The sequence below is a fragment of the Rhodopila sp. genome (genome assembly GCF_035548235.1).
In the GTDB taxonomy this organism is placed as follows: domain Bacteria; phylum Pseudomonadota; class Alphaproteobacteria; order Acetobacterales; family Acetobacteraceae; genus Rhodopila.
The window spans coordinates 13135-36334 of sequence record NZ_DASZTJ010000009.1; the positions used below are offsets into that span (position 1 = coordinate 13135).

25 protein-coding genes are annotated in these 23200 nt (G+C 66.4%); 11 read left to right on the forward strand and 14 right to left on the reverse strand.

What is annotated here, in order from left to right; genetic code table 11:
* Window positions 1–225 (reverse strand): sulfur carrier protein ThiS, encoded by a 225-nt coding sequence (gene thiS, locus VHB27_RS00400; RefSeq protein WP_325596531.1) that lies wholly within the window; start codon window positions 223–225, stop codon window positions 1–3.
* A gap of 140 nt (window positions 226–365) precedes the next feature.
* Between thiS and accB the strand changes: the two genes are divergently transcribed.
* The 3 genes from accB to VHB27_RS00415 are packed head-to-tail and all read left to right on the forward strand — an operon-like array spanning window position 366 to window position 2729.
* Window positions 366–836 carry an acetyl-CoA carboxylase biotin carboxyl carrier protein gene (accB, locus tag VHB27_RS00405; RefSeq protein ID WP_325596533.1) on the forward strand — a complete coding sequence of 157 codons (471 nt, stop codon included), beginning with the start codon at window positions 366–368 and terminating at the stop codon, window positions 834–836.
* Window positions 837–840: 4 nt separating this feature from the next.
* The gene (gene accC, locus VHB27_RS00410; RefSeq protein ID WP_325596535.1) at window positions 841–2193 is read left to right on the forward strand and encodes an acetyl-CoA carboxylase biotin carboxylase subunit; all 1353 of its coding nucleotides are present in this window, start codon (window positions 841–843) and stop codon (window positions 2191–2193) included.
* A gap of 17 nt (window positions 2194–2210) precedes the next feature.
* A complete protein-coding gene (locus tag VHB27_RS00415) occupies window positions 2211–2729 on the forward strand; it encodes a cupin domain-containing protein (RefSeq protein WP_325596537.1) in 519 nt (172 codons plus the stop codon).
* 54 nt (window positions 2730–2783) lie between these two features.
* Here the strand turns inward: VHB27_RS00415 and VHB27_RS00420 are convergent, their stop codons facing one another.
* Together VHB27_RS00420 and VHB27_RS00425 are read right to left on the reverse strand one after the other, a co-directional pair.
* Window positions 2784–3266 (reverse strand): DUF6362 family protein, encoded by a 483-nt coding sequence (locus tag VHB27_RS00420; protein WP_325596539.1) that lies wholly within the window; start codon window positions 3264–3266, stop codon window positions 2784–2786.
* Between the two features lie 19 nt (window positions 3267–3285).
* Window positions 3286–3579 (reverse strand): AsnC family protein, encoded by a 294-nt coding sequence (locus VHB27_RS00425; protein ID WP_325596541.1) that lies wholly within the window; start codon window positions 3577–3579, stop codon window positions 3286–3288.
* Window positions 3580–3962: 383 nt separating this feature from the next.
* Between VHB27_RS00425 and VHB27_RS00430 the strand changes: the two genes are divergently transcribed.
* Complete coding sequence (locus VHB27_RS00430) at window positions 3963–4295, forward strand: helix-turn-helix domain-containing protein (protein WP_325596543.1); 333 nt, start codon at window positions 3963–3965, stop codon at window positions 4293–4295.
* A 1-nt stretch (window position 4296) separates the two neighbouring features.
* Here the strand turns inward: VHB27_RS00430 and VHB27_RS00435 are convergent, their stop codons facing one another.
* The gene (locus VHB27_RS00435; RefSeq protein WP_325596595.1) at window positions 4297–5310 is read right to left on the reverse strand and encodes an L-threonylcarbamoyladenylate synthase; all 1014 of its coding nucleotides are present in this window, start codon (window positions 5308–5310) and stop codon (window positions 4297–4299) included.
* A gap of 213 nt (window positions 5311–5523) precedes the next feature.
* Here VHB27_RS00435 and VHB27_RS00440 point away from each other — a divergent pair, with 213 nt between their 5' ends.
* Entirely contained in the window at window positions 5524–7011 is a 1488-nt protein-coding gene (locus VHB27_RS00440) for a leucyl aminopeptidase (protein ID WP_325596545.1), read from the forward strand.
* The gene (locus VHB27_RS00445; protein WP_325596547.1) at window positions 7008–7448 is read left to right on the forward strand and encodes a DNA polymerase III subunit chi; all 441 of its coding nucleotides are present in this window, start codon (window positions 7008–7010) and stop codon (window positions 7446–7448) included. The genes VHB27_RS00440 and VHB27_RS00445 overlap by 4 nt, the downstream gene beginning before the upstream one ends.
* A gap of 113 nt (window positions 7449–7561) precedes the next feature.
* On the opposite strand, the gene VHB27_RS00450 is transcribed toward VHB27_RS00445, so the two are convergent.
* Window positions 7562–8338, reverse strand: a complete 777-nt coding sequence (locus tag VHB27_RS00450) for a hypothetical protein (RefSeq protein ID WP_325596549.1) — start codon at window positions 8336–8338, stop codon at window positions 7562–7564.
* A 479-nt stretch (window positions 8339–8817) separates the two neighbouring features.
* Between VHB27_RS00450 and VHB27_RS00455 the strand changes: the two genes are divergently transcribed.
* Window positions 8818–9192 (forward strand): response regulator, encoded by a 375-nt coding sequence (locus VHB27_RS00455; RefSeq protein WP_325596551.1) that lies wholly within the window; start codon window positions 8818–8820, stop codon window positions 9190–9192.
* Between the two features lie 247 nt (window positions 9193–9439).
* Here the strand turns inward: VHB27_RS00455 and VHB27_RS00460 are convergent, their stop codons facing one another.
* Complete coding sequence (locus VHB27_RS00460) at window positions 9440–11302, reverse strand: ABC-F family ATP-binding cassette domain-containing protein (RefSeq protein WP_325596553.1); 1863 nt, start codon at window positions 11300–11302, stop codon at window positions 9440–9442.
* A 90-nt stretch (window positions 11303–11392) separates the two neighbouring features.
* Between VHB27_RS00460 and VHB27_RS00465 the strand changes: the two genes are divergently transcribed.
* Together VHB27_RS00465 and VHB27_RS00470 are read left to right on the forward strand one after the other, a co-directional pair.
* Window positions 11393–11692, forward strand: coding sequence for a type II toxin-antitoxin system Phd/YefM family antitoxin (locus VHB27_RS00465; protein ID WP_325596555.1), 300 nt, complete (start codon window positions 11393–11395; stop codon window positions 11690–11692).
* Window positions 11692–12126, forward strand: a complete 435-nt coding sequence (locus VHB27_RS00470) for a type II toxin-antitoxin system VapC family toxin (protein ID WP_325596557.1) — start codon at window positions 11692–11694, stop codon at window positions 12124–12126. The genes VHB27_RS00465 and VHB27_RS00470 overlap by 1 nt, the downstream gene beginning before the upstream one ends.
* A 22-nt stretch (window positions 12127–12148) precedes the next feature.
* Here VHB27_RS00470 and VHB27_RS00475 read toward each other — a convergent pair whose 3' ends face one another.
* Window positions 12149–13366 (reverse strand): polyhydroxyalkanoate depolymerase, encoded by a 1218-nt coding sequence (locus tag VHB27_RS00475; protein WP_325596559.1) that lies wholly within the window; start codon window positions 13364–13366, stop codon window positions 12149–12151.
* Between the two features lie 303 nt (window positions 13367–13669).
* On the opposite strand from VHB27_RS00475, the gene VHB27_RS00480 reads away from it, so the two are divergent.
* Entirely contained in the window at window positions 13670–14326 is a 657-nt protein-coding gene (locus tag VHB27_RS00480) for a glutathione S-transferase family protein (protein WP_325596561.1), read from the forward strand.
* A 135-nt stretch (window positions 14327–14461) separates the two neighbouring features.
* Here VHB27_RS00480 and VHB27_RS00485 read toward each other — a convergent pair whose 3' ends face one another.
* Window positions 14462–15511: an LLM class flavin-dependent oxidoreductase gene (locus VHB27_RS00485; RefSeq protein WP_325596563.1), complete on the reverse strand. Its 1050-nt coding sequence runs from the start codon at window positions 15509–15511 to the stop codon at window positions 14462–14464.
* A 142-nt stretch (window positions 15512–15653) separates the two neighbouring features.
* On the opposite strand from VHB27_RS00485, the gene VHB27_RS00490 reads away from it, so the two are divergent.
* Window positions 15654–17150, forward strand: a complete 1497-nt coding sequence (locus VHB27_RS00490) for a CoA-acylating methylmalonate-semialdehyde dehydrogenase (RefSeq protein ID WP_325596565.1) — start codon at window positions 15654–15656, stop codon at window positions 17148–17150.
* 120 nt (window positions 17151–17270) lie between these two features.
* On the opposite strand, the gene VHB27_RS00495 is transcribed toward VHB27_RS00490, so the two are convergent.
* The 6 genes from VHB27_RS00495 to VHB27_RS00520 form a co-directional block, all read right to left on the reverse strand.
* Complete coding sequence (locus VHB27_RS00495) at window positions 17271–17696, reverse strand: GFA family protein (protein WP_325596567.1); 426 nt, start codon at window positions 17694–17696, stop codon at window positions 17271–17273.
* A 71-nt stretch (window positions 17697–17767) separates the two neighbouring features.
* Window positions 17768–18757 (reverse strand): ABC transporter ATP-binding protein, encoded by a 990-nt coding sequence (locus VHB27_RS00500; RefSeq protein ID WP_325596569.1) that lies wholly within the window; start codon window positions 18755–18757, stop codon window positions 17768–17770.
* Window positions 18758–18759: 2 nt separating this feature from the next.
* On the reverse strand, window positions 18760–19596 hold the full coding sequence (locus VHB27_RS00505) for an ABC transporter permease (protein WP_325596571.1): 837 nt from the start codon (window positions 19594–19596) through the stop codon (window positions 18760–18762).
* Window positions 19597–19598: 2 nt separating this feature from the next.
* Window positions 19599–20531 carry an ABC transporter permease gene (locus tag VHB27_RS00510; protein ID WP_325596573.1) on the reverse strand — a complete coding sequence of 311 codons (933 nt, stop codon included), beginning with the start codon at window positions 20529–20531 and terminating at the stop codon, window positions 19599–19601.
* Entirely contained in the window at window positions 20528–21610 is a 1083-nt protein-coding gene (gene rutA, locus VHB27_RS00515) for a pyrimidine utilization protein A (RefSeq protein ID WP_325596577.1), read from the reverse strand. The genes VHB27_RS00510 and rutA overlap by 4 nt, the downstream gene beginning before the upstream one ends.
* A gap of 22 nt (window positions 21611–21632) precedes the next feature.
* Window positions 21633–22937: an ABC transporter substrate-binding protein gene (locus VHB27_RS00520; RefSeq protein ID WP_325596579.1), complete on the reverse strand. Its 1305-nt coding sequence runs from the start codon at window positions 22935–22937 to the stop codon at window positions 21633–21635.
* Window positions 22938–23200: the final 263 nt, after the last annotated feature.

Below are 23200 nucleotides of genomic sequence, written 5' to 3' on the forward strand. Positions count from 1 at the left end.
CTAGCCTCCACCGATGAAATGTACGATCTCCAGCGCATCGCCGCTGGACAGCCAGGTTTCCGCGTAGCGCGACCTGGGGACGATTTCCTCATTGCGCTCCACCGCGACCTTGCGGGTATCCAGGCCGAGGGTCGCAAGGAGCGCGGCGACCGACAGGGGGCCGTCGGCAGGTCCTGCGAAAACCCGGCTTTCGCCGTTCAGGGTCAGGGTGACGGAGCCATGCATCCCATCAATATGGGACGACCCGCGAGGGCGGGCAAGCAAGGCGGCCGGACGCCGTCCGACCCCCGCAACATTGCACCCTCACGATCCGCCATGCTACGCGCGACCCCCAATGCCGGCTGTTCCAGGCAGGGAGGCCATGAGTGACCCGTATTCCCATAGATCCCGATACGATTCGCGCCCTCGCCGCGGTATTGGCCGAGACCGGTCTGTCCGAGATCGAAATCGCCGACAAGGACAGCCGGATCCGCGTCGTTCGCAACGTTTCGACGACCACGACGATGGTGGTTCCCGCTGCAGCGCCTGCTGCCTTGGCCGCTACCGCCGCCCAAGGGGCCGCCCAAGGGACCGCTCCGCCGGCGGCTGATCCGGCCGCGCATCCCGGCGCCGTGACCAGCCCCATGGTCGGCGTCGCCTACCTGTCGCCCGAACCCGGTGCCCCCGCCTTCGTCGCCGTCGGCCAGCAGGTGACCGCCGGGCAGACCCTGATGCTGATCGAGGCGATGAAGACCTTCAACCAGATCAAGGCGCCCAAGGCCGGCACCGTGACCGCGATCCTGGTGCAGAACGGTGCGCCGGTGGAATATGGCGAAGTGCTGATGGTGCTGGAATAGACCCTTGTTCCAGAAGATCCTGATCGCCAACCGCGGCGAGATCGCGCTTCGCGTGCAGCGCGCCTGCCGCGAACTGGGCATCGCCACCGTCGCGGTCCACTCGACCGCCGACGCCGAGGCGATGCATGTGCGCCTGGCCGATGAAAGCGTCTGCATCGGACCGCCGGCAGCGAAGGACAGCTACCTGAACATCCCCGCGATCCTGTCGGCCGCCGCCATCACCGGCGCCGACGCGATCCATCCCGGCTACGGCTTCCTGTCGGAAAACGCCGGCTTCGCCGACATGGTGGACGCGCACGGCCTGACCTTCATCGGCCCCACCGCGCAGCACATCGCGATGATGGGCGACAAGATCGCCGCCAAGGCGGCGATGAAGGAGGTCGGGGTGCCGCTGGTGCCCGGCTCCGACGGCGCGGTCCCGGACCTGGAGACCGCGTCCAGCGTCGCCGAACGCATCGGCTATCCCGTGCTGATCAAGGCCGCCGCAGGCGGCGGCGGACGCGGCATGAAGGTCGCGCAGGACAAGGAGGGGCTGGAGGAAGCCTATCGCCTCGCCCGCACCGAGGCGCGCGCCGCCTTCGGCAACGACGCGGTCTACATGGAGAAATACCTCGACCGGCCCCGGCATATCGAGCTGCAGGTCATGGCCGACAATCACGGCAACGTGGTGCATTTCGGCGAGCGCGACTGCAGCCTGCAGCGCCGGCACCAGAAGCTGCTGGAGGAAGCCGGCTCGCCCGCGATCTCGCCCGCCCAGCGCGACGCGCTGGGGGAGACCGCGACCACGGCGCTGCGGCGCCTGGGCTACCGCAACGCCGGGACGCTGGAGTTCCTGTACCAGGACGGGCATTTCGCCTTCATCGAAATGAACACCCGCCTGCAGGTCGAGCATCCGGTGACCGAGATGCTGTGCGACGTCGACCTGGTGCGCGAGCAGATCCGCCTCGCGGCGGGGGCGGAGCTGGGATACGGGCAGCGCGACGTCACGTTCAGCGGGCACGCGATCGAATGCCGGATCACGGCCGAGGATCCGCACAGCTTCACGCCGACGCCGGGACGGGTGACGATGTTCCATGCGCCGGGGGGATTGGGGGTGCGGATCGACTCGGCCCTTTACGCCGGCTATTTCGTCCCACCTTACTATGACAGCCTGGTGGCCAAATTGATCGTGCACGCGCCGACGCGGCAGGACGCGATCAACCGGATGCGCCGAGCGCTGGACGAGTTCGCCGTCAGCGGAATCCAGACGACCATCCCGCTGCATCGAGAGATCATGGATGACCCGTCCTTCCAGGCAGGCGACTACACCATCCACTGGCTGGAAAACTTCGTCGCCGGACGACGTGCGGCGACCTGATCCGAACGAGGCATGACATGAGCCACGACCATCCGCACGACCACGACCATCACCATGACGGCCCCCCTGCTCCGGGTTCCGTGGACTGGAAGCATAACGGCGTCCGGGTGATCAAGGGCGACCAGCTCGACGCCAACACCGCGCAGACCCCCGGCATGAACCGCGCCGCCGCGATCAACAAGGCGCGCGTCGGCGCACAGAAGATCTGGGCCGGCACGGTGCATATCCACGCCAACGCCAAGACCGGGGCGCATCACCACGGCGCGCTGGAAAGCGTGATCTATGTCGTGAAGGGCAAGGCCCGGATGCGCTGGGGCGAGCACCTGGAATTCGTCGCCGAAGCCGAGGCCGGCGACTTCATCTTCGTCCCGCCCTATGTCCCCCACCAGGAGATCAACGCCAGCTCCGACGAGACGCTGGAATGCGTCCTGGTGCGCAGCGACAACGAAGCCGTGGTCGTCAACCTGGATATCGAGCCGGCCGAGAAGCCGGAAGCGGTCTACTGGGTCGATCCGATCCACAAGCATCCGGGCTGAAGCCGTTCGGGCGCCCGCCTCGATCGGGCACCCGAACCGGCATCGGCAGGCGGATCAGGCGATCGCCTTCAACGCCTGGACGATCAGGGCGATCCCCTGGCCATGCCAGCGCTGGATGGCCTTGTGGTCCGCGCCCAGCGCCTTGCCCAGCCGCCGCCACGGATACAGGTGCCGGTCGGTGACCGGGTGAACCAGGCTGCGCGCCCCGACCACCCGGCGCAGCACATAGCGATCGACCGGGATCAGGGGAATCCAGCCAAGCGCCTCGTCCATCCGGCTGATCTTCTCGGCCGAGGGCACCGCGGGCCGTACGACGGTCTCCGACCAGCCGTAGGATTCGAGCGCCGATCGGACCATCTCCAGCGACGAGCTCCGCAGCCTGGTCGACCAGCCGGTGCCGGGCAGGGCCAGCAACGTCGCGCCCGCTTCCTCCAGCCGATAGATGACGAAATCGGCGTCGATCCCATAGCCTTCGTCGCGGACAGGCTTGACCGCGGGAATCATGGGGGCCTGCTGGGGGACGCGTTGGTGGGTCATGGTACGGACTCCTGTTGGGTCAGCGGATCTGGCCGGGCGCCCTGAAGGGCACGGCTTCCAGGATGGTGCCGCGGTTGATGAGATCCCAGCTTTCGGGATGCCCCGCCGGAAGCGGTGGACGGTCGGAGATGACGGGCTCCGCCGGCATGTCCGCGACCGGCCTGCGGGTGATGCCGAGGCGGCGTCCACGCTCGATCACCGCCCAGCGCGTCATGCCAAGCGTCCGGGCGACGACGTCCCATTCGACGCCTTCGGCGCGGAGGCGGCGCAGTCGGGAATCCTGTCCCTCGGACCAGACGAACTTGCTTGGCATGGGGCGGCGTCCTTGAACGATCAGTGAACACGGTATAGTTAGAATTACTGACGTTCGTCGTCAAGGAAAATAACCTTAACGGGATGACTTTGATCCGACCGGCACCTCCGCGAGCGCAGATTCGATCGGCGATGAGGCAGGTGGCCGAGCATCACCGTCGCCTCCTTCGTCATGGCGGGCGACGGCCCGCCACCCCCACGCCATTCCCACCACCAACACCGCCAGACATGGATGGCGGGCCGTCCCGTCACCCGCCATGACGGGGGTGCGCACGGCGTCTTCCCTCATCGCCGATCGGACCCGCGCAGCGCCTGGCGGGAAGACATCCGCCTCACCCCAAAAATCCCATAGCGCTCCACCCGGATGTCATATATACTAACGACATGAGCACACCCCATGACATCGGCATCCGCATCAAGGCCCTGCGCCGGGAAAAGGGCATCAGCCAGGACGAGCTCGCCCAGCGGGTCGGGGTCACCCGCAGCGCCGTCGCGCAGTGGGAAACGGGGCGGACCGGGCAGGTGACCGGCAATCTCTCCCGCATCGCCGGCGCCCTCGACGCCAGCGTCGAATTCCTGGTCTACGGCGACGACAAGCGCACGCCCGGCATCGCCACGCAGGGCGACGAGCTGGCGCTGTTGCGCCTCTATCGGGACTGCGACCCCGAGGACCGGCAGATGCTGCTGCGCACCGCCCGCCGCCTCGCGCGCCGGTAGGTCACTCGGCCTTCCCGCGCGGCGCCGCCGCACGAATGAGCCGGTCGTTGATCGCCAGCCCCAGCCCTTCCGCCGGCACCGTCATCACGGCGATCCCCCGTGCGCCCTGCCGCAGCCCGACGCCGTCGAGCCAACGCAACCCCTCGAACAACCGAGCGGCCGCCTGCCGCAGGTCGCCGGTCTCGCTGAGCTGGTAGACGGTCAGAGCGCCATCCAGCGGAGGCCCAAACGCCAGCAGCATCTCGTTCGGCGCGACTTCGGTCACATTGACGCGCACCGGCAGCGTCGGCGCGTAGTGCGACAGCAGCAGGCCCGGCGAGCGCAGGCCCGGATGCTGCCCCGGTCCCGTGGGTATGCCGGCGGCCGAAATCCGGCCGACCGGCCCGATCAGCCGCTCCAGCTCCTCCAGCGCCACGCCGCCGGGACGCAGCAGCACCGGCGTCTCGCTGGACAGGTCCAGCACCGTCGATTCCAGGCCGACCGCACTCCGCCCGCTGTCCAGCACGGCGGCGATCCGGCCCTCCAGCTCTGCCATCACATGCGCCGCCGTCGTCGGGCTGATCCCGCCGGACCGATTGGCCGACGGCGCCACGACCGCGATCCCGGCCTCTGCCAGCAAGGCCCGCGCGACGGGGTGGGACGGGACGCGGACCGCGAGCGTCTCCAGCCCGGCGCTCGCCAGCAGCGAGACCGGACAGGCGGCGGCCCGACGCAGCACCAGGGTCAGCGGTCCCGGCCAGAACGCCTCGGCGAGCTTGCGCGCCAGCTCGCCGGCCCGCACGTCGCGGAACGCGGCCTCGGCCGTCGGATAGTGGCTGATCAGCGGATTGAACCGGGGACGGCCCTTGGCCTCGTAGATCCCCGCCACCGCCTCGGGGTTCGTGGCGTCGCCGCCCAGGCCATAGACCGTCTCGGTCCCGAACGCGACCAGCCGGCCGGCTCGCAGCAGCGCCGCAGCGCGCGCCAACCCCATCCCGTCGGGCCGCAGCATTTCCGTGGGGCCGGCGCCGGACATCGTGCCCATCGGCCTCGCACCTCCATCAATGATTCGCGCGAAAGGACGTATCGCGCGTAAGCAAGTCGCGATAGTAGTTATCGTGTCGAACGGGGTGTGGTTGCATTCATGGCCGCGCCCGATCACAAAATCGAGGGATGACCCAGTCCGGCCCACGTCGCCGCGCCCGCCGTACGAACGCCGTTTCGGCCCTGAACGAGAGAAAGACCAGGAATGCTCGATATCGCCTTCGCCAAGCCAGCCCTGCCGAAATCCGGGGCCCTCGCGCTGCTGATTCACGAAGGAGAGAAACCGTCAGGCCTGTGGGAGCAGCTCGACGCGGCAACCGCCGGCGCCATTTCCCGCGCCCTGGAGGTCGCCGAGTTCAAAGGCGCAAAGGGCAAGACCTGCACGATCCTGTCGCCGACGCCGACCATCGCGCGCGTGCTCGCCATCGGCCTCGGCAAACCGGCGGAGCTGACCGGACGGATCGTCGAGGAAGCCGGCGGCGCCATCGCCGCCTCACTCTCCCGGGAACCTGCCGTCGCCGTCGCCGGCGCCGCCCTTTCCGCCCAGCAGGCCGCCGAGGTCGCGCTCGGCGCCACCCTGCGGGCCTATCGTTTCGATCGGTACCGTACCAAGGAAAAGCCCGAGGACAAGCCGAAATTGGCCAAGCTGACCGTGCTGACGGCGGAGAACACCAAGGCCAAGACGGCGTGGGAGCCGCTGGCCGCCACCGCCCGCGGCGTCTTCCTGTCGCGCGACCTTGTCAGCGAGCCGCCCAACGTCCTGAACCCGGCCGAGATGGCGGAGCGGTGCCGGAAACTGACCGAACTCGGCCTCAAGGTCGACATCTTCGGCCTCAAGGACCTCACCAAGCTCGGCTTCGGCGCCATGCTGGGCGTGTCGCAGGGCAGCGCGAACGAACCGCGCATGGTGGTGATGCAGTGGAACGGTGCCGGCGGCAACGGCCGGGGGAAATCGAAGGACAAGCCGGTCGCCTTCATCGGCAAGGGCGTGACCTTCGACACCGGCGGCATCAGCATCAAGCCGGCCGGCGGCATGGAGGACATGAAGTGGGACATGGCCGGCGCCGGCACGGTGATCGGCCTGATGGCCACGCTGGCAGGACGCAAGGCCAAGGTCGACGCGATCGGCCTGGTCGGACTGGTCGAGAACATGCCCTCCGGCACCGCGCAGCGGCCGGGCGACGTGGTGACCAGCTACTCCGGCCAGACGATCGAGGTGATCAACACCGACGCCGAGGGCCGCCTGGTGCTGGCCGACGTCATCTGGTACGCGCAGCAGAAATACGACCCGAAATTCATGGTCGACCTGGCGACGCTGACCGGGGCGATCATCATCGGCCTCGGGCACGAATATGCCGGCATGTTCAGCAATGACGACGCATTGGCGCAGAAGCTCAGCGCCGCCGGCCAGGCGACCGGCGAGCGCGTGTGGCGGATGCCGCTCGACGAGGCCTATGACAAGCAGCTGAAGTCGGAGATCGCCGACATGAAGAACGTCGGCGGCCGGCCGGGCGGTTCGATCACCGCGGCGCAGTTCATCCAGCGCTTCGTCAACGGCAAGCCCTGGGCGCATCTCGATATCGCCGGCATGGCCTGGAGCACCAAGGACGCACCCGCCGTCCCCAAGGGCGCGACGGCGTTCGGCGTTCGCCTGCTGGACCGGCTGGTGGCGGATCATTACGAGACGCCATGACCGAAGTCGGGTTCTACCACCTGACCCGAACGACACTGACCGACGCCCTGCCCCGCCTGCTCGGCCGCACGCTCGATGCCGGCCAGCGCGCCCTGGTGGTCGGTTCGGACCAGAAGGGGCTGGACGCGATCAGCACCGCGCTGTGGGCGCAGGAGGCCTGGCTGCCGCATGGCGGCGCGGCGGACGGAGACGCCGACCTGCAGCCGATCTGGCTGAGCCTGACGGCCGACCCGGTCAACGCGGCGCGCTACCTGTTCCTGGTGCAGGGCGCGCAGGGCGAGGGGATCGAGCGGTTCGAACGGGTCTTCGACCTGTTCGACGGAACGTCCGAACCGGCGGTGGCTGCCGCGCGCGACCGCTGGCGGGCGCTGAAGGAGGCGGGGCACGCCTTGGCCTATTGGCAGCAGACCTCGTCGGGCTGGCAAAAGAAGGTGTAATAGCCGTTCGCGCCTCAACCGGAGGAATACTTCCGCGACGCGTCATATAACATTGAAGTAATAAATTACACGCGGACGCCTTTTTCCTGTGGGAGTCCCCTCTTCTGGCCGGGTCAGCGGCGCTTGCCGGTCGTCGGCGTATTGAGCCACCACTTCACCGGTTCGGGTTCGGCCGCGCCCGCCCGCCGAGGCTGTTCCGCCGCGAACAGGTCATCGTTCGTCCGGCCCGAAGCGCGCTTGGGACGAGCCCGTTTCGCGGGCGCCGCGACAACGGTTTCGGTCTCGGACAGCTCCCGCACCAGACGCTCCGCGTCCTCACGGGCGGTGTCGGCGGCCTTGTAGGCTTTTTCCGCGGCCTTGCGCGCACGGCGTTCCTCGTCCAGCGCGTCCTGCGCTTCCTGGAAGGCCTTGAGCGCCTGGTCGAGTTCTTCGCGCAATGCCCGGATCTGCGATTTCAGGGTCTCGCATTCCGCGCGGATCTCGCCATTGGAGTCCCGTTCGCGCCGCAGCGTTTCGATTGCTTCGTTCTTCGCCAGTTCGGCATGGCCGATCTTGGTCTGGAGATCGCGCACCGCGCCGTTTGCTTCATTGAGCGCCCGTTCCGCTTTCTCCCGCGCGGCGGTTTCGACGGCCAGCGCCGCCTCGGCACGCTGCAGGCGGTTGGTGGTCGGCGTAGCGCCGGATGGTGCGGCGCGGTGCGTGATCGGATCATGGCCCTGGTCACGCCGCAGCACGGTGACGGGCACGTCGCCGTCCTGCACGAAGCGGCGCCGGTGCAACCCGCCGCCGAAAGCGCCCAGCCCTCCGCCGGACCGGCTTGGCAGATCGGTTCGTTCCGGCTCCGGCCGGTGTCGAGGGATATCGCCAAGCAGGCCCAAGGCCCTGCGCATCTGCGATTCCGCTTCATCAATGGGAGCAGCATCGGCTTCGGGTGCCCCCGGGCCACGCCCCTGTCGCTCCGGTTGGTTGTCGATAGTCCCCAGATCGAGACGGAGCTTTACATTTTCAGACAATTGTATCACCCAACGAAGTGTTCTTACTTAAAGTCATGGCATCTGACGTGAAGACGACTGATTCGCCTAGCCGTTGGCGCGCGCATGGACCCGCTTTGAATTTGGGCCTGCAATGAGACGCTTATCAACAAAATACGGTCTTGGCTTGGCTGACGAACACCGCTCCCGATACCACCACGAAACAGGTAAATTTTTCTTTAACCTGGACCGATTCCAATCGAGATCGCCGACCACGCTATCGGTAGTTACTATAAATAGCAAGTGATGCCGGCGGGTTTCATCTTATTCACCCGAAGCGTGGCGGCTACGATCACGGTGGAATTGGCGACGCGCCTCTCCCGCCACAAGGGAATCAGATGATGGAAAAGGATAATTCAAACATCGTTGCTGTCGTCGACGATGATGACGATGTCGGCGACGTTTTAGGCGGATTGCTGGAAGCCATGGGCTATCAGGTTGAAACTTATAGGTCTGGCACGGCTTTTCTCGCCGACGCGAGGCTCGATCGCCTCGCCTGCGTCGTCGTCGATCAGAACATGCCTCGCATGACCGGGTTGCAGATGATCGAGAGCCTGGTGCAGCGCGGCATCCACATACCCGCTTTGCTGATAACAGGTATTCACGATGCGGAGGTCTCCCGCAAGGCCGCGAGCCTCGGCGTGATGACCGTGCTGGAAAAGCCGATGTCACATCACGAGCTACTTCGGTTCATTTCCGTCTCGGTCGGTTAACCCATCCCAATCGTATCGCGGCGCACATAATGACGTGTGCGTCGCGCCAGGAACATTTGAAACGGTGGATTTGCGGGTTGTTAAAACATACGCAGTAACGAAATTATGAGAGCGCCCTCGCACCTGTGACTTCGGTTCGATGCAGATCGCTGCATGCAACTTGCCTTGCGACAATGCAGTAAAATGTTCGATTGTAACGATCGTCGGCACGAATGTATCCGATCGTCGTTTGACTGCAACCGCCTTCTCAGGAAGCGGCTTCGAGTTCTTCTTCCGCCAGCAGCCACTCGGTCTCAGCCGCCTCCACATCACGGGCGATCGCCGCGAGCCGAGCGTTCGCGGCAGTGATCTCGGCGGTGCGGCCGGCCGCGTAGAGGGACGGGTCGGCGAGCTTGACTTCGATCCGCCTGCGTTCCTCGGCCAGCGCGGCGAGGCGTTTTTCCGCCGCCTGGGCCTTGCGGCGCAGCGGCGCCAGCGCGGCGCGGGCCTCGGCCCGTTCCCGGCGATCGTCCCTGCGGGTACCGGATGCGGCCTTGGCAGCCGGGCGCGCCCGCTCCGCCAGCAAGGTCCGGTAGTCGTCCAGGTCGCCGTCATAAGGACGCACCGTGCCGTCCGCGACCAGCCAGAGCCGATCGGCGACCAGCTCGACAAGGTGGGGGTCGTGGGTGATCAGCAGAACGGCGCCCTGGAAGTCGGCCAGCGCCTTCACCAGCGCATCACGCGCGTCGATGTCCAGATGATTGGTCGGTTCGTCCAGGATCAGCAGTTGCGGCGCATCGCGCGTGGCCAGCGCCAGCAACAGCCGCGCCTTTTCACCACCGGACAGGTTGCCGACCGGCGTGTCGGCCCGATCGGCGTCCAAGCCGAACCGCGCCAACTGCGCCCTGACCTTCGTCACCGGCGCGGCCGGCAGCGCGCGGCTCATGTGATCGACCGGCGTTTCCGACAGGACCAGCTCATCGGTCTGGTGCTGGGCGAAATAGCCGACTTTCAGCTTGGGGCCGCGGCGCACCTCGCCGGACATCGGGTCGAGCCGTTCCGCCAGCAGCTTGGCCAGCGTCGACTTGCCGTTGCCGTTCGCGCCCAGCAGCGCGATGCGGTCGTCCATGTCGACGGTCAGCGAGACGTTGCGGAGGATCCGCGTCGCGCCATAGCCGATGTCCACCCGGTCCAGCGCCAGGATCGGCGGGGCGATGCGCGGCGGGTCGGGAAAGGCGAAGCGGGTCGGCGCGTCCTCGATGACCGTTTCGATCTGCGGCAGGCGCTCCAGCGCCTTGATCCGTGCCTGGGCCTGCCGAGCCTTGGAGGCCTTGTAGCGGAAGCGGTCGATGAAGGATTGGATGTGCGCGCGTTCGGCCGCCACCTTCTCGGCCGCGCGCGCCTGCTGCATGGCGCGTTCGGTGCGGATGCGGACGAACTCGTCGAAGCCGCCGGGGGTCAGCGACAGCTTGCCCTTGTCCAGGTGCGCGATCGCCTCGACGGCACGATCCAGCAGGCCGCGGTCGTGGGAGACGACCAGCGCGGCGCCGGGAAAGCGGGCCAGCCAGGATTCCAGCCAGAGCGTGGCTTCCAGGTCCAGGTGGTTGGTCGGCTCGTCCAGCAGCAGCAGGTCGGGGTTGGCGAACAGCGCGGTCGCCAGCGCCACGCGCATGCGCCAGCCGCCGGAAAACTCCGCGACGGGCCGCGCCTGCGCCGCTTCGTCGAAACCGAGGCCGGCCAGGATGGTCGCGGCGCGCGCCGGGGCGGACTCGGCGCCGATGGCGATCAGGCGTTCGTGGATCTCCGCCATGCGGTGCGGGTCGGCGGTTTCAAGCTCCGCCAGCAGCGCCAGGCGTTCGGGATCGCCCTGCAGCACGGTGTCCAGCAGCGACGACGGGCCTTCCGGCGCCTCCTGCCGCACGGTGGCCATGCGCGCGCGGGCGTTCAGCCGGATTTCACCCCCGTCGACGGCGAGGTCGCCGGCGATGGCACGCAACAGGGTGGACTTGCCCGCGCCGTTGCGGCCGACAAGCCCGATGCGCCGGCCGGGGTCGATCGTCAGGTCGGCACCGTTCAGCAGCGTGCGGCCGCCGACACGGATCACGACGCCGGAGATGACGAGGAGGGACATGGCGGGGATTTAGCGCCGGCTTGGATCAAGGGGAAGCGATGTTGAACTCCGGATTGTAGCAACGTATCTACATGGCGTGGGAGATGGGGCATGACGATCACGACACTGACCAGCCGCGAATTCAACCAAGACACCGCCAAGGCGAAGCGCGCCGCGGCGGACGGGCCGGTCTACATCACGGACCGGGGCAAGCCCGCCCATGTGCTGCTGAGTTTCGATACATATCAGCGATTGGCCGCGCAAGGAGCGCCTCCGGACAAGACGGCTCAGGGAAAAACGATTTTGGATTTACTGGCGATGCCATCGGCATATGCGCGCATCGCCGACATTGATGTAGACTTCGACAGCGTGCGTTCCAAGGAGCCAGGCCGAATCGCTGAATTCGACTGATGTATTTGCTCGATACGAACGTCATATCCGAATTGCGGAAAGCCAATACGTCGCGCATCGATCCCAATGTCGCCCGGTGGGCCGTGCGCATAGACCCGTCTGCCATGTTCCTGTCGGCGATCGTCGTGGAGGAGCTGGAGGTCGGCGTGCTTCGCCTCCAGCGGCGCGATCCTGCCTCCGCGAGGATCCTGCGCATCTGGCTTGAGACTCGCGTCCTGCCGATTTTCCGCGACCGCGTTCTCCCGGTCGACACGGCCGTGGCCCTGACGACCGCCGCCCTTCGGGCGCCTGTCAACCGACCGTATCGCGACAGCCTGATCGCCGCGACCGCGGCGGTTCACGGACTGACGGTCGCGACCCGCAACAGCGCCGACTTCGTGCATAACGGCGTGCCGGTCATCAATCCTTGGGACGTCCCGCCGGATTCCCCCTAAAGACGACCGACCCCGACGACGCTCAGTTCGTCACCTCGATCATCTGCCGCACCTTCGGATACACCTCCCGCGCCCAGCGCGACCCGCTGAACACGCCGTAGTGCCCGACGCCCGACTGCAAATGGTGCCGCTTCTGGCTGATGCGGACGCCGGTGCACAGGTCCAGCGCCGCCATCGTCTGGCCGATGGCGCAGATGTCGTCGCGCTCCCCCTCCACCGTCAGTAGCGCGGTACGGCGGATCGCCTCGGGCTTCACCTTCTGGCCGTGCCAGGTCAGCTTGCCCAGCGGCAGGTCGTGCGTCTGGAAGACCCGGTTGACGGTTTCCAGATAAAACTCCGCCGGCAGGTCCATGACGGCATTGTACTCGCCATAGAACCGCCGATGCGCGTCGGCCGCGGGCATGTCGCCGCAAGCCAGCGCGCGAAACTGCGCCAGGTGCGCGTTGATGTGCCGGTCCAGGTTCATCGACATGAACGCGGTCAGCTGCAGGAAGCCCGGATAGACCCGCCGCGCGGCGCCCTTGTAGCGCCAGGGTACGGCGGTGATCAGGTTCTTCTCGAACCATTCGATCGAGCGGGACTTCGCCAGCTCGTTCACCCTGGTCGGGTTCTGCCGCGTGTCGATCGGGCCGGCCATCAGCGTCAGGCTGCGCGGCTGGGCGCGGTTGCCCTGCTCCGCCATCACCGCCGCGGCCGCGAGCGCGGCGACCGCCGGCTGGCAGACGGCGATCAGGTGGCTGCCCTCCCCCATGATCTCCAGGAACCGGATGACGTGGTCGACATATTCGTCGAAGCCGAACCGGCCTTCCGACAGCGGGATGTCGCGGGCGTTCTTCCAGTCGGTGATGTAGACGTCGTTGTCCGGCAGTAGCACCGCCACGGTGCCGCGCAGCAGCGTGGCGAAGTGTCCCGACATCGGCGCCACGACCAGGACGCGCGGCTGCTTGACGTCGGTGTCCTTGCGGAAACGCAGCAGGTTGCCGAACGGGGTGGAGAAGCGGATCTCCTCGGTCACCGCGACCGTGTCGTTCCCCATGCCGGTCGTGCGAAACCCGTAATCCGGACGGCGGTGGGTCAGGCCGCTTTCGGCCACCAGGGTCAGCGCCGCGCCGATGGCCCGCAGCGGCGCGGGGGTCGCTGCCCCCCAATCCACGATGCGGCACAGGCCAGCGCCCAACTTGGCGGCCTGGCGTACGGGGTAGAGCAGATCCGCCTGGGCCTGGTAGAAGCTATACATCATCGGGCTGAACAGCGGCCTTTCATGGCGACCTGCCCTCGGGGAAACCTGTCCCCGCGCACCCTCGCCAGGCAGCTCGGAAAGGGCCGGAAATACGGCGTCTCGGATGGAAAATGCAGGATCGGGTCTGGGCTACGCACGGTCTTTGTCCAATGGTCCTGCCGGTCCCACGCCGCCGCCGGTGAGGAGGAAGCTATCGATACCACACAGTAACCTGTCGCAGGTCTATCACAAAGCCTCGCCATGGTGTTGGCGCCGTTGTTATGATGCGCCGCAGCATGCCAGGATGCTTGGGGGTTTGTCACTATGTCTGGGGCCACGCTTCTCATCAGCAGCAAGAACTACTCCTCGTGGTCGCTGCGCGGCTTCCTGCTGGCGCGCCTCTCCGGGTTGAAATTCGAGGAAAAGGTCGTCGACCCCGAGGACCCGGCGAACCGCAAGGAACTGCTGATGCAAGCCTCTTCGATCCGCGTCCCGGCGCTGATGCACGACGACGTGGTGGTCTGGGATACGCTGGCGATCGCCGAATACCTCAACGAAACCTTCCCCGACGCCGCCATGCTCCCCGCCGACAAGGCTGCTCGGGCACGCTGCCGCTCGATCTCGGGGGAGATGCATTCGGGGTTCACCGCGCTGCGCGAATCCCTGCCGATGAACCTGCGGCTGTACCGGCCGGGGTTCACCCTGTGGTCGCAGGTGGAAGCCGATATCGACCATATCTGCGGCATCTGGCGGGAATGCCTGACGACCTGGAAAGGTCCGTGGCTGTTCGGGCTGAAGCCCACCATCGCCGACTGCATGTACGCCCCGGTCGTCACCCGGTTCCGCAGCTACGACGTCAAGATGGAAGGCCTGTGCGAACGCTATTGCCAGACCGTCATGGCCTGGCCCGACATGCGCGAATGGTTCGCCGCCGCACAGCAGGAGCCGGAGCAGATCGACGAGCTGGACGTCGAGTTCTGACGCCGGGCGGCGTCATTTTGGGATCCTGGCGCCGGGCGGCGTCATTTTGGGATTTTGACGCCGGGCGGCGTTATTTTGGGATTCTGACGCCGGGCGGCGTCATTTTGGGATTCTGACGCCGGGCGGCGTCGGGGCTCACCGGAACCGCGGCATCACCTCCCGGCACAGCAGCCGCAGCGCCGCCTTCTCCTTCTCGTGCGCGATCAGGCCGCCGGTGTTCATCTCGATCATGATGCCGTCCAGGCCGATATCGCGCTCCAGGGCTTTCAACCGATCGGTGACCTCGTCCGGCGTGCCGAACAGGATCGAGCCGCGCTGCGCCTCCTCGAACGTCATGGCATTCAGTCGTTCGGCGGCCGCGCGCTTGCGGTCGGCGCCGTCGACGCCGGGCCGGCGGGCGGAGTCCATCTGCAGCGCCGCCTGTGCCCTGTAATAGTGCAGCAGGCTCGCTTCGGCGTCCGCGCGCGCCGCGGCGGCGGTGCTGGCCAGGTAACCGGGCGTGCGCATCGTGACATGGCCCTGGCCGGGATGCCCGGCCGCTTTCCACGCATCGCGATAGGCCTGGATCAGCGGGGCGAGTTCACGGGCGTCTTCGAACTTCACGCCCATCAGGATCGGTTTGCCGCGCCGGCCGATCGCCGCATAGGTATCCGGGCTGGTGGCGGCGATATAGATCGGCGGCCCGCCGGCCTGGAACGGACGCGGCGTGACGGCGATGTCGGCGAAGCGGAAATAGTCGCCCTCGAACGACACGACCGGCGCGTCCCATGCTTTCTGGATGATGGCCAGCGTCTCGCCGAACCGTCCGCGGCTTTCGGCATAGGGGATGTTGTACGCCTCATAGGTGCGGGCGACGCCGCTGCGGCCGACGCCCAGGACCAGGCGGCCGCGGCTGATCTGGTCGACGGTCGCGACGTCCTCGGCGATGCGCAGCGGGTTGCCCAGCGGCAGCACCTGCACGCCGATGCCGATCCGGATCCGCTTGGTCCGAGCGGCGGCGGCCGAGGCGACGCAGAGCGGGGAAGAGAGGACGGAGCGTTCGGGATCGAAGTGCAGTTCGGCGAGCCACATGATGTCCAGGCCCCAATCGTCCGCCGCTTCGACCAGGTCGAAGGCGTCTTCGAAGGCAGCGGTGTCAGGCCGGCCGGCGAGCGAGGGAAACTCGTGATAGACGCCGAACTCCATGGAGGCCCCCTGGTCTTGGTTCCCGCGATAGTCCGTGCGGAACGGATAGCGGTCAATCCAGCGACGTTTCAGGACCGCCCTCTGGACCCTTGGCGCAACCTGTTCTACGCCACCGCCAATCATCCACCCGGAGGGTCCACCCATGCGCGAAATCGGCCATTTCATCGGCGGCAAACTGGTGGCCGGCACCAGCGGTTCGTTTGGCGACGTGTTCAACCCGGCTTCGGGCGAGATCACGGGCAAGGTCGCGATGGCCAACGCCTCCGAGGTGGACAAGGCGGTCGCGGCTGCCACGGCCGCGTGGCCGGCCTGGGCCAATACCCCGCCGCTGCGCCGCGCGCGCGTGATATTCAAGCTTAAGGACCTGCTGGAGCGCGACCGCAAGGAGATGTCGGCGATCATCACCGCCGAACACGGCAAGGTGCTGTCGGACGCGGACGGCGAAGTGCAGCGCGGCCTGGAGGTCGTCGAATTCGCCTGCGGCATCCCGCACCTGCTGAAGGGCGAATACACCGACCAGGTCGGCACCGGGATCGATGCGTGGTCGATCCGTCAGCCCTTGGGTGTCGTTGCCGGCATCACGCCGTTCAACTTCCCGATCATGGTACCGCTGTGGATGATCCCCGTCGCGCTGGCCTGCGGCAACTGCTTCATTTTGAAACCATCCGAGAAGGACCCGTCCGTTTCGCTGAAGCTGGCGGCCTTGCTGCAGGAAGCCGGCCTGCCGGACGGCGTGTTCAGCGTGGTGCAGGGCGGGCGTGAGGCGGTGGAGACGATCATCGCCCATCCCGGTATCGCGGCGATCAGCTTCGTCGGCTCGACCGCCATTGCCGAAACGATCTATCGCGGCGGCACCTCCCACGGGAAGCGCGTGCAGGCGCTGGGCGGGGCAAAGAACCACCTGGTGGTGATGCCGGACGCGAATATCGACGACGCGGTCGACGCCTTGATGGGATCGGCCTATGGCGCGGCGGGCGAGCGCTGCATGGCAGTGTCGGTCGCGGTCACCGTCGGATCGGCGGGCGATGCGCTGATGGACAAGCTGGCGCCGCGGGTCCGCGCGCTGAAGGTCGCGCCGGGCGTCGATCCGGAAGCCGAGATGGGGCCGCTGGTGACGCGCGAGCACATGATGAAGGTGCGCGGCTATGTCGATCACGGCGTGAAGGAAGGCGCCGACCTGGTGGTCGACGGGCGCGGGCTGAAGCTGCAGGGCTATGAGAACGGCTTCTTCCTGGGCGGCTGCCTGTTCGACAACGTGACGCCGGACATGAAGATCTACAAGGACGAGATCTTCGGCCCGGTGCTGTCGGTAATCCGAGCGCCGGATGTTGCAACCGCAACTAGGATGATCAACGCGCATGAATATGGGAACGGCGTCGCACTGTTCACCAACGATGGGGGTGTAGCCAGGGATTTTACCCAGGCCATCCAGATCGGCATGGTCGGCATCAACGTGCCGATCCCGGTGCCGATGGCGTTCCATTCGTTCGGCGGATGGAAGCATTCGCTGTTCGGCGACCACCACATCTACGGGCCGGAAGGCGTGCGGTTCTACACGCGCTACAAGGCGGTGACGCAGCGCTGGGCGGCGGGATCTCGGCGCGGGCCGGAGTTCACGATGCCGACGCTGGGGCGGTAGGCATTCCCGTCCGCGTTGGTCCTTCCCGTCATGGCCGGGCTTGTCCCGGCCATCCGTGCCATTCGGTGTCAGCGACCAAGCCGCGGATGACCGGCGCAAGGCCGGCCATGACGGGAAAGGTTAAGCCATCTCCCCCGATCCGCCGAATTCTGCTGGAAAATCCTTGAACTTCGGCAACCCGTCCTGCATCGGCGGCAGCACCGTTTCCTGATAGTTGACATGGACCCCCGGCTCGAATTTCAGGTCCGGAATGGTTGCCGAGAAGACATCGATCATCCCCAGCGGCGGGTGCCGGGTCAGCAGGTGGCCGCCGCAGAGCTTGCAGAACTGCCGGTAGCTGACCTCGGTCTTGTGGTATTCGCCGATCTGGTCTGCGCCCTTGGTGACCTTCACGGCCTCGGGTTTCCATAACGTGAACGCATTGACCGGACCGCCGGACCAGGACCGGCAGGACCGGCAATGGCAGTAGCCCATGCCCTCCGGCGCGCCCGTGACCTCGATTTCGACCGCGCCGCAGAAACAGGCGCCGTGATAGCTGTCGGCCATGACCGTTCTCTCCTTGCCGTTATGGCGGCAAGCTAGCGGCTATGGCGCTCCGATGACAATTCCCTCGGAGGTCAAGACTCCACCAGGGCGTGGGTGTCTTCCGGGGCCCAGACCAGCGTCGCCGGATCGCCCGGTTCCGCCGGCTTGCGATAGAAGGCCTGGTCGGGGACCAGCGCCGAGACCTCGTCCCCTGCTTCCGTCATCACCGCGACGCGGACCATGGCGCCCTGGTATTCGACCGCGACGACCTGGCCGTTCACATGCGGCCCCTCTCCCGCCGCGCCCAGGCGGCAGCGGTCGGCGCGCACCGCGATCGGGCCGGTATCGAAACGCAAGACGTTGTGGCTGCCGATGAACCGGGCGATGAACGGGCTGACGGGACGTTCGAAGATCTCGCGCGGCTGCGCGGCCTGGCGGATATGGCCGGCCTCCATCACCACCATCAGGTCGGCCAGCGCCATCGCCTCGTCCTGGCTGTGGGTGACATGGATGAACGTGATGCCCAGTTCGCGCTGCAGGCGCTTCAGCTCTTCGCGGACCTTGGTGCGCAGGAACGGGTCCAGCGCCGACAGCGGTTCATCCAGCAGCAGCACGCGCGGGCGGTTGATCAGCGCGCGCGCCAGGGCGATGCGCTGCTGCTGCCCGCCCGATAGTTGCGCCGGCAACCGTTCCGCATAGCTGCCCATATGCACCAGCTCCAGGAACTCGCGCGCCTTGGCATGGCGTTCCTTCTTGGCGACGCCGCGCATCTTCAGGCTGAAGGCGACATTGTCCAGGCAGTTCATGTGGGGGAACAGCGCATAGGACTGGAACATCATCGCCGTGCCGCGCTTGACCGGCGGCAGGTCGGAGACGTTCTCCCCATGGATCAGGATATCGCCCTCGGTCACCGCCTCGTGCCCCGCGATCATGCGCAGCGTGGTGGTCTTGCCGCAGCCGGACGGTCCCAGCAGGCAGCAATAGGTGCCGCGCGGGATACGCAACGAAATGTCGTCCACGGCCAGCGTGGTGCCATAGCGCTTGGTGACCGACACCAGTTCCACATCGAATCGATTATCCATTCTCAAGCCCTCAAAGCCGCTCGGCGTCGCTGCATGCGGGTGACGATGATCAGCGTGGCGATGATCGCGGTGAAGGACACCGCCGTGGTCAGCGTGCCGATCGCGAACAGGGTGGGCGAGGACGCCGAGGAGATCAACGCATAGATCTCCAGCGGCAGCGTGTTCTTTGGCCCGATGGTCAGCGTGGTGCGGGCGTATTCGTCATAGGACAGGGTGAAGGCGCCCATGGCGACGCCGAAGATGCCGGGCGCCAGGATCGGCAGCGTCACGTAGCGCAGGCGCTGCCAGGCGCTGGCGCCCAGGTCCGTCGCCGCTTCCTCCCACGACCGGTTGAAGCGGTTGACCACCGCGAACATCGCGAACAGGCCGAACGGCAGCGTCCAGGTCAGTTGCGCCCCGAGGGCGGAGGTGAACAGGGAGGTCTGCCAGCCGAGGAACTGGAAGCCCAGGCCGATGCCGAAGCCCACCAGCAGGCTGGGCATCACCAGGCTGGCGACGGCGATGTAGAACAGCACCCCCGATCCGGGAAACCGCCGGCGGAAGCCCAGGCCGGCGGCGACCGAGAAGACCACCGTCAGGATGCAGACCACCGTCGCCAGTTCGACGGACCGGACGAAGGCCACCGGCAGGTTGGCCATCTGCTCCTTCTGGAAGACCTCATGGAACCAGGTGAGGGAGACGCCGACCATCGGGAACGTCACGCCGCCGTTCGGCCCCTGGAACGACAGGATGTAGATGACGAACATCGGGCCGTAGAGGAACAGCAGGAAGGCGACGAACAACGTCGCGAGGGCGTAGAAGGTCCAGGGACGTTTCTCGCTGGCTCTGATCGCGGCCATGTCTACTTCACCAGTTCCTTGCGGACATCGACGACCTTCATCATCGCGGCGACCAGCAGGGCGACGAACACGACCAGCACCATCGCGTTGGCCGCCGCGGGCGGGTATTGCATCGCCTGGATCTCGGTCGAGAGCATGGAGACGATGGAGGCGCTCTGCCCGCCGCTCATTTGCTTGACGACGAAGTAATCGCCCATCACCTGGGTGAACACCAGGATGGAGCCCAGGACGATCCCGGTCTTCGACAGCGGGATCACCACGTCGACCATCACCCGCCAGCGGCTGGCGCCGGCGTCGATCGCCGCCTCCAGCAGCGCCTTGTCGATCTTGGCCATGGAGTTGGCGATCGGCCCGACCATCAGCAGGGTGAACAGGTGGACATAGGTGATGATGACGGCGAAGTCGGAGAACAGCAGGAACTCCAGCGGCTTCGACGTGATCCCTGCCATCATCAGCATGGTGTTGAAGGCGCCGTTGCGGCCCAGGAACGGGATCCAGGCGATGGTGCGGATGATGCCCGACGTCCAGAACGGGATCGCGCAGAGCAGGAACAGCACGGTGCGGGTGATCTTGCTGCGCACGTGGAAGATCAGGAAGTAGGCGATGTTGAAGCCCAGGAACAGCGTGACGGCCCAGACGATCGCCGCGAAGCGCAGGCTGCTGACATAGACGCGCCACGTCGCCGGCGTGGTCAGCAGGTCGCGGTAGTTGTCCAGGATGAAGGCCGGATAGATGCCGACCCGGTCCCAGTCATAGAAGCTGACGACCAGGAACAGGATGGTCGGCAGCGCGAACAGCACCACCAGGACCAGCGCCATGGGGGCGACCTGGGCCCAGGACACCATCCATGGCGGCAGCCGGCCCCGCCGCGTCCGGCGCTCACCCGAGGCCAGCAGCCGGGACGGCAGGATCGACGTGACGGCGTCGCTGATCATGCGGCCATCTTGACCTTGTTCCGGCAGCGCATCAGCGGCAGGATCCGCGTGCCGAACTGCTCCATGCCGATGACGAAGTCGTCGAACGTCATCATCACGCCGCGCACGCCGGGCACTTCCGACAGCTCATCCAGCATGCGCGCGACCTTGGCATACGAGCCGACCAGGACGCCCTGGTTGGTCGGCAGCTCCTCGATGCCCAGCGTCCGGCGCTTGTTGGCCTGGGAGTACGGGTCCTTGTTCGGGTCGTCCGACGCCTGGTCGTCGCGATAGGCCAGCGCCACCCTGTCGGTCCCGGCGACGTAATGCGCCCATTTCGCCTCGGCGGCCTCATCGGTCTCGTCGGCGATGATCATCTGCAGCACCAGCGCACCGCAGTCGCGGCCGGTCTCCTCGGTCGCCTTCACCAGGCTGGCGACGCTGGGGGCGAGCTTGGTCGGCTCGTTGATGCCGCCGCTGCCGCAGAAATTGTAGTCGGCGTATTGCGCCGCGAACTTCATGCCGGCCTGCGACTGCGCCGCGCAGATGATGGGGATCTTCTTCTCCGGCTTCGGCAGGAGCTGGCAGTGATCCATCTGGAAGAAGTCGCCCTTGAAATCGCTGTGCCCGGTCTCCCACAGCTCTTTCATGATGGAGACGTATTCGGCGCAGTATTCGTAGCGGCGCTTGTAGTGCTCGCTGCCGGGCCAGATGCCCATCTGGGTGTATTCCCGGCGCTGCCAGCCGGAGATGATGTTCACACCGAAACGGCCGTGGGAGATGCTGTCGATCGTCACCGCCATGCGGGCGGTCAGCGGCGGCGGCATGGTCAGCACGGCGCAGGTGGCGAAGAGCTGGATGCGCTTGGTGACGGCGGCCAGGCCGGCCATCAGCGTAAAGGACTCCAGGTTGTAGTCCCAGAACTGCGACGGCCCGCCGAACCCGTGCAGCTTGATCATCGACAGGGCGAAGTCGAAGCCGAACGCCTCGGCCTTCTGCACGATCGTATTGTTGAGATCGAAACTGGGCTTGTACTGCGGCGAGGTGGTGGAGATCAGCCACCCGTTGTTGCCGATGGGGATGAAAACACCAAGTTGCATGATGGAACCTCGGAAAATCGGATTACGACGTGATGAATTCGTTCCAGCGGCGGGTGAGGTAGCGGTCCTCATCCATCACCGAGTTCCACACGGCGATGTTGCTCAGGCGCTGCCAGATGGAGCCGCCGTCGCGGACGTTCCCGGCCTTTTCCATCAGCTTGCCGAACGGGCTCATGATATCGGCTTCCGCGGGCTTGCCGTCGAACCAGTAAGCCGCCTCGGCGGGGGTGAGGAACTTGCGGGCGTTGTCGGGCTGCGCCGAGTAATAGCCTTCGCGGGCGATGAAGGACCCCTCGAAGCCCGAGGCATACCAGTTCATGTACTCATGGAAGGCGTCCAGCTTCATGCCGGTGACGTGCTTCATGACGCCCAGCGTGTAGGCCCAGCCGCGGTATCCTTCCTTCAGCGGCTGGAAGGTGCAGGGGATGCCGCGGGACCGCACGGCGGCGACGGCGGGCGACCACATGGACTGGATCACCACCTCGCCCGAGGCCATCAGGTTCACCGACTGGTCGAAGGAGGACCAGAAGCTGCGGAACTGGCCGGAGGATTTGACCTTCAGCATGGTGTCGATCGTCTTGTCGATCTCCGCCTTGGTCATGTTGCCCTTGTTGCCGTACTTGACGTCGCCGCGGGCCTCCATCGCCATCGCCACGTCGATGATGCCGATGGTCGGGTTGTCCTGCAGCGCGGCCTTGCCCTTGAAGTCGGGGCTGAGCAGGTCGGCCCAGCTATCGACCTTGCGGTGCACGAGGTCGGGACGGATGCCCAGCGTGTCGCCGTTGATGACGGTCGGGATGCCGGTGACGAAGTCCGACGGCGTGCCGCCGGTCGCCTTCTGGCCGGTGGCGTCGGTCGCGTACAGCACCATGGTCGGCGTGATGCCCTGCTGCGGCAGCTTGCGGCCGTCCGGATACTCACCCTTGGTGAATATCGGCATCGTCTCGTTCCAGTATTTGAACTTGGCCAACGGGATGCCCTGCAGGGTGCCGCGGCCGGTCAGGTAGCGCAGGTTGGTCAGGGCCACGTCGGCGCAGTCCATGGAGTCCGGCGCCGAGAGGAAGCGGTTCAGCAGGTCCGCGTTCTCGCTGGCCTGCATCTGGACCTTGAAGCCCAGGTCCTTGGTGGCCTGTTCGGCGATCGCGGGGATGGCGGTCACGGGCGGGCCGGAATGGCGCAGGACGATGTCCTTGATGGTCTGGGCCCAGATCGTCGGGAACCCGGTGATCGCGCCGGAGCCTGCGGCGGCCCCCGCAACGGCGGCGGCGCCTTTCAGGACGCGGCGCCGGGACAGTCCGGGGGGCGGGAGGTTGCTCGTCGGGGCCATGAAGCCAAAGTCCTTCGCATGGGGCTGGGATCGGGTGGCGAGGACATTAGCGACGGGCTCCGGGCGCTGCAATGCAGCATGGCTAATTTTAGTTCATAAATTGCGGGGTGGCCTTTGTATTTGCACCACTATTAGTCATATCGATGATCGATCATGCATCTTCAGATCAATAAATAACCAGATCTAGCCCCCATGGACAGGACGCCCAGCCATCAAACCAGGCGTCAGGCGACCCAACCCTCCCAGGACAAACCTGGAATGTC

What these genes read in the sequence shown, in the direction of transcription:
- thiS (WP_325596531.1), bottom strand. Translation starts at nt 225, where the DNA reads ATGCATGGCTCCGTCACCCTGACCCTGAACGGCGAAAGCCGGGTTTTC.
- VHB27_RS00415 (WP_325596537.1), top strand. Translation starts at nt 2,211, where the DNA reads ATGAGCCACGACCATCCGCACGACCACGACCATCACCATGACGGCCCC.
- VHB27_RS00420 (WP_325596539.1), bottom strand. Translation starts at nt 3,266, where the DNA reads ATGACCCACCAACGCGTCCCCCAGCAGGCCCCCATGATTCCCGCGGTC.
- VHB27_RS00425 (WP_325596541.1), bottom strand. Translation starts at nt 3,579, where the DNA reads ATGCCAAGCAAGTTCGTCTGGTCCGAGGGACAGGATTCCCGACTGCGC.
- VHB27_RS00430 (WP_325596543.1), top strand. Translation starts at nt 3,963, where the DNA reads ATGAGCACACCCCATGACATCGGCATCCGCATCAAGGCCCTGCGCCGG.
- VHB27_RS00435 (WP_325596595.1), bottom strand. Translation starts at nt 5,310, where the DNA reads ATGTCCGGCGCCGGCCCCACGGAAATGCTGCGGCCCGACGGGATGGGG.
- VHB27_RS00440 (WP_325596545.1), top strand. Translation starts at nt 5,524, where the DNA reads ATGCTCGATATCGCCTTCGCCAAGCCAGCCCTGCCGAAATCCGGGGCC.
- VHB27_RS00445 (WP_325596547.1), top strand. Translation starts at nt 7,008, where the DNA reads ATGACCGAAGTCGGGTTCTACCACCTGACCCGAACGACACTGACCGAC.
- VHB27_RS00450 (WP_325596549.1), bottom strand. Translation starts at nt 8,338, where the DNA reads ATGCGCAGGGCCTTGGGCCTGCTTGGCGATATCCCTCGACACCGGCCG.
- VHB27_RS00455 (WP_325596551.1), top strand. Translation starts at nt 8,818, where the DNA reads ATGATGGAAAAGGATAATTCAAACATCGTTGCTGTCGTCGACGATGAT.
- VHB27_RS00460 (WP_325596553.1), bottom strand. Translation starts at nt 11,302, where the DNA reads ATGTCCCTCCTCGTCATCTCCGGCGTCGTGATCCGTGTCGGCGGCCGC.
- VHB27_RS00465 (WP_325596555.1), top strand. Translation starts at nt 11,393, where the DNA reads ATGACGATCACGACACTGACCAGCCGCGAATTCAACCAAGACACCGCC.
- VHB27_RS00470 (WP_325596557.1), top strand. Translation starts at nt 11,692, where the DNA reads ATGTATTTGCTCGATACGAACGTCATATCCGAATTGCGGAAAGCCAAT.
- VHB27_RS00475 (WP_325596559.1), bottom strand. Translation starts at nt 13,366, where the DNA reads ATGATGTATAGCTTCTACCAGGCCCAGGCGGATCTGCTCTACCCCGTA.
- VHB27_RS00480 (WP_325596561.1), top strand. Translation starts at nt 13,670, where the DNA reads ATGTCTGGGGCCACGCTTCTCATCAGCAGCAAGAACTACTCCTCGTGG.
- VHB27_RS00485 (WP_325596563.1), bottom strand. Translation starts at nt 15,511, where the DNA reads ATGGAGTTCGGCGTCTATCACGAGTTTCCCTCGCTCGCCGGCCGGCCT.
- VHB27_RS00490 (WP_325596565.1), top strand. Translation starts at nt 15,654, where the DNA reads ATGCGCGAAATCGGCCATTTCATCGGCGGCAAACTGGTGGCCGGCACC.
- VHB27_RS00495 (WP_325596567.1), bottom strand. Translation starts at nt 17,696, where the DNA reads ATGGCCGACAGCTATCACGGCGCCTGTTTCTGCGGCGCGGTCGAAATC.
- VHB27_RS00500 (WP_325596569.1), bottom strand. Translation starts at nt 18,757, where the DNA reads ATGGATAATCGATTCGATGTGGAACTGGTGTCGGTCACCAAGCGCTAT.
- VHB27_RS00505 (WP_325596571.1), bottom strand. Translation starts at nt 19,596, where the DNA reads ATGGCCGCGATCAGAGCCAGCGAGAAACGTCCCTGGACCTTCTACGCC.
- VHB27_RS00510 (WP_325596573.1), bottom strand. Translation starts at nt 20,531, where the DNA reads ATGATCAGCGACGCCGTCACGTCGATCCTGCCGTCCCGGCTGCTGGCC.
- rutA (WP_325596577.1), bottom strand. Translation starts at nt 21,610, where the DNA reads ATGCAACTTGGTGTTTTCATCCCCATCGGCAACAACGGGTGGCTGATC.
- VHB27_RS00520 (WP_325596579.1), bottom strand. Translation starts at nt 22,937, where the DNA reads ATGGCCCCGACGAGCAACCTCCCGCCCCCCGGACTGTCCCGGCGCCGC.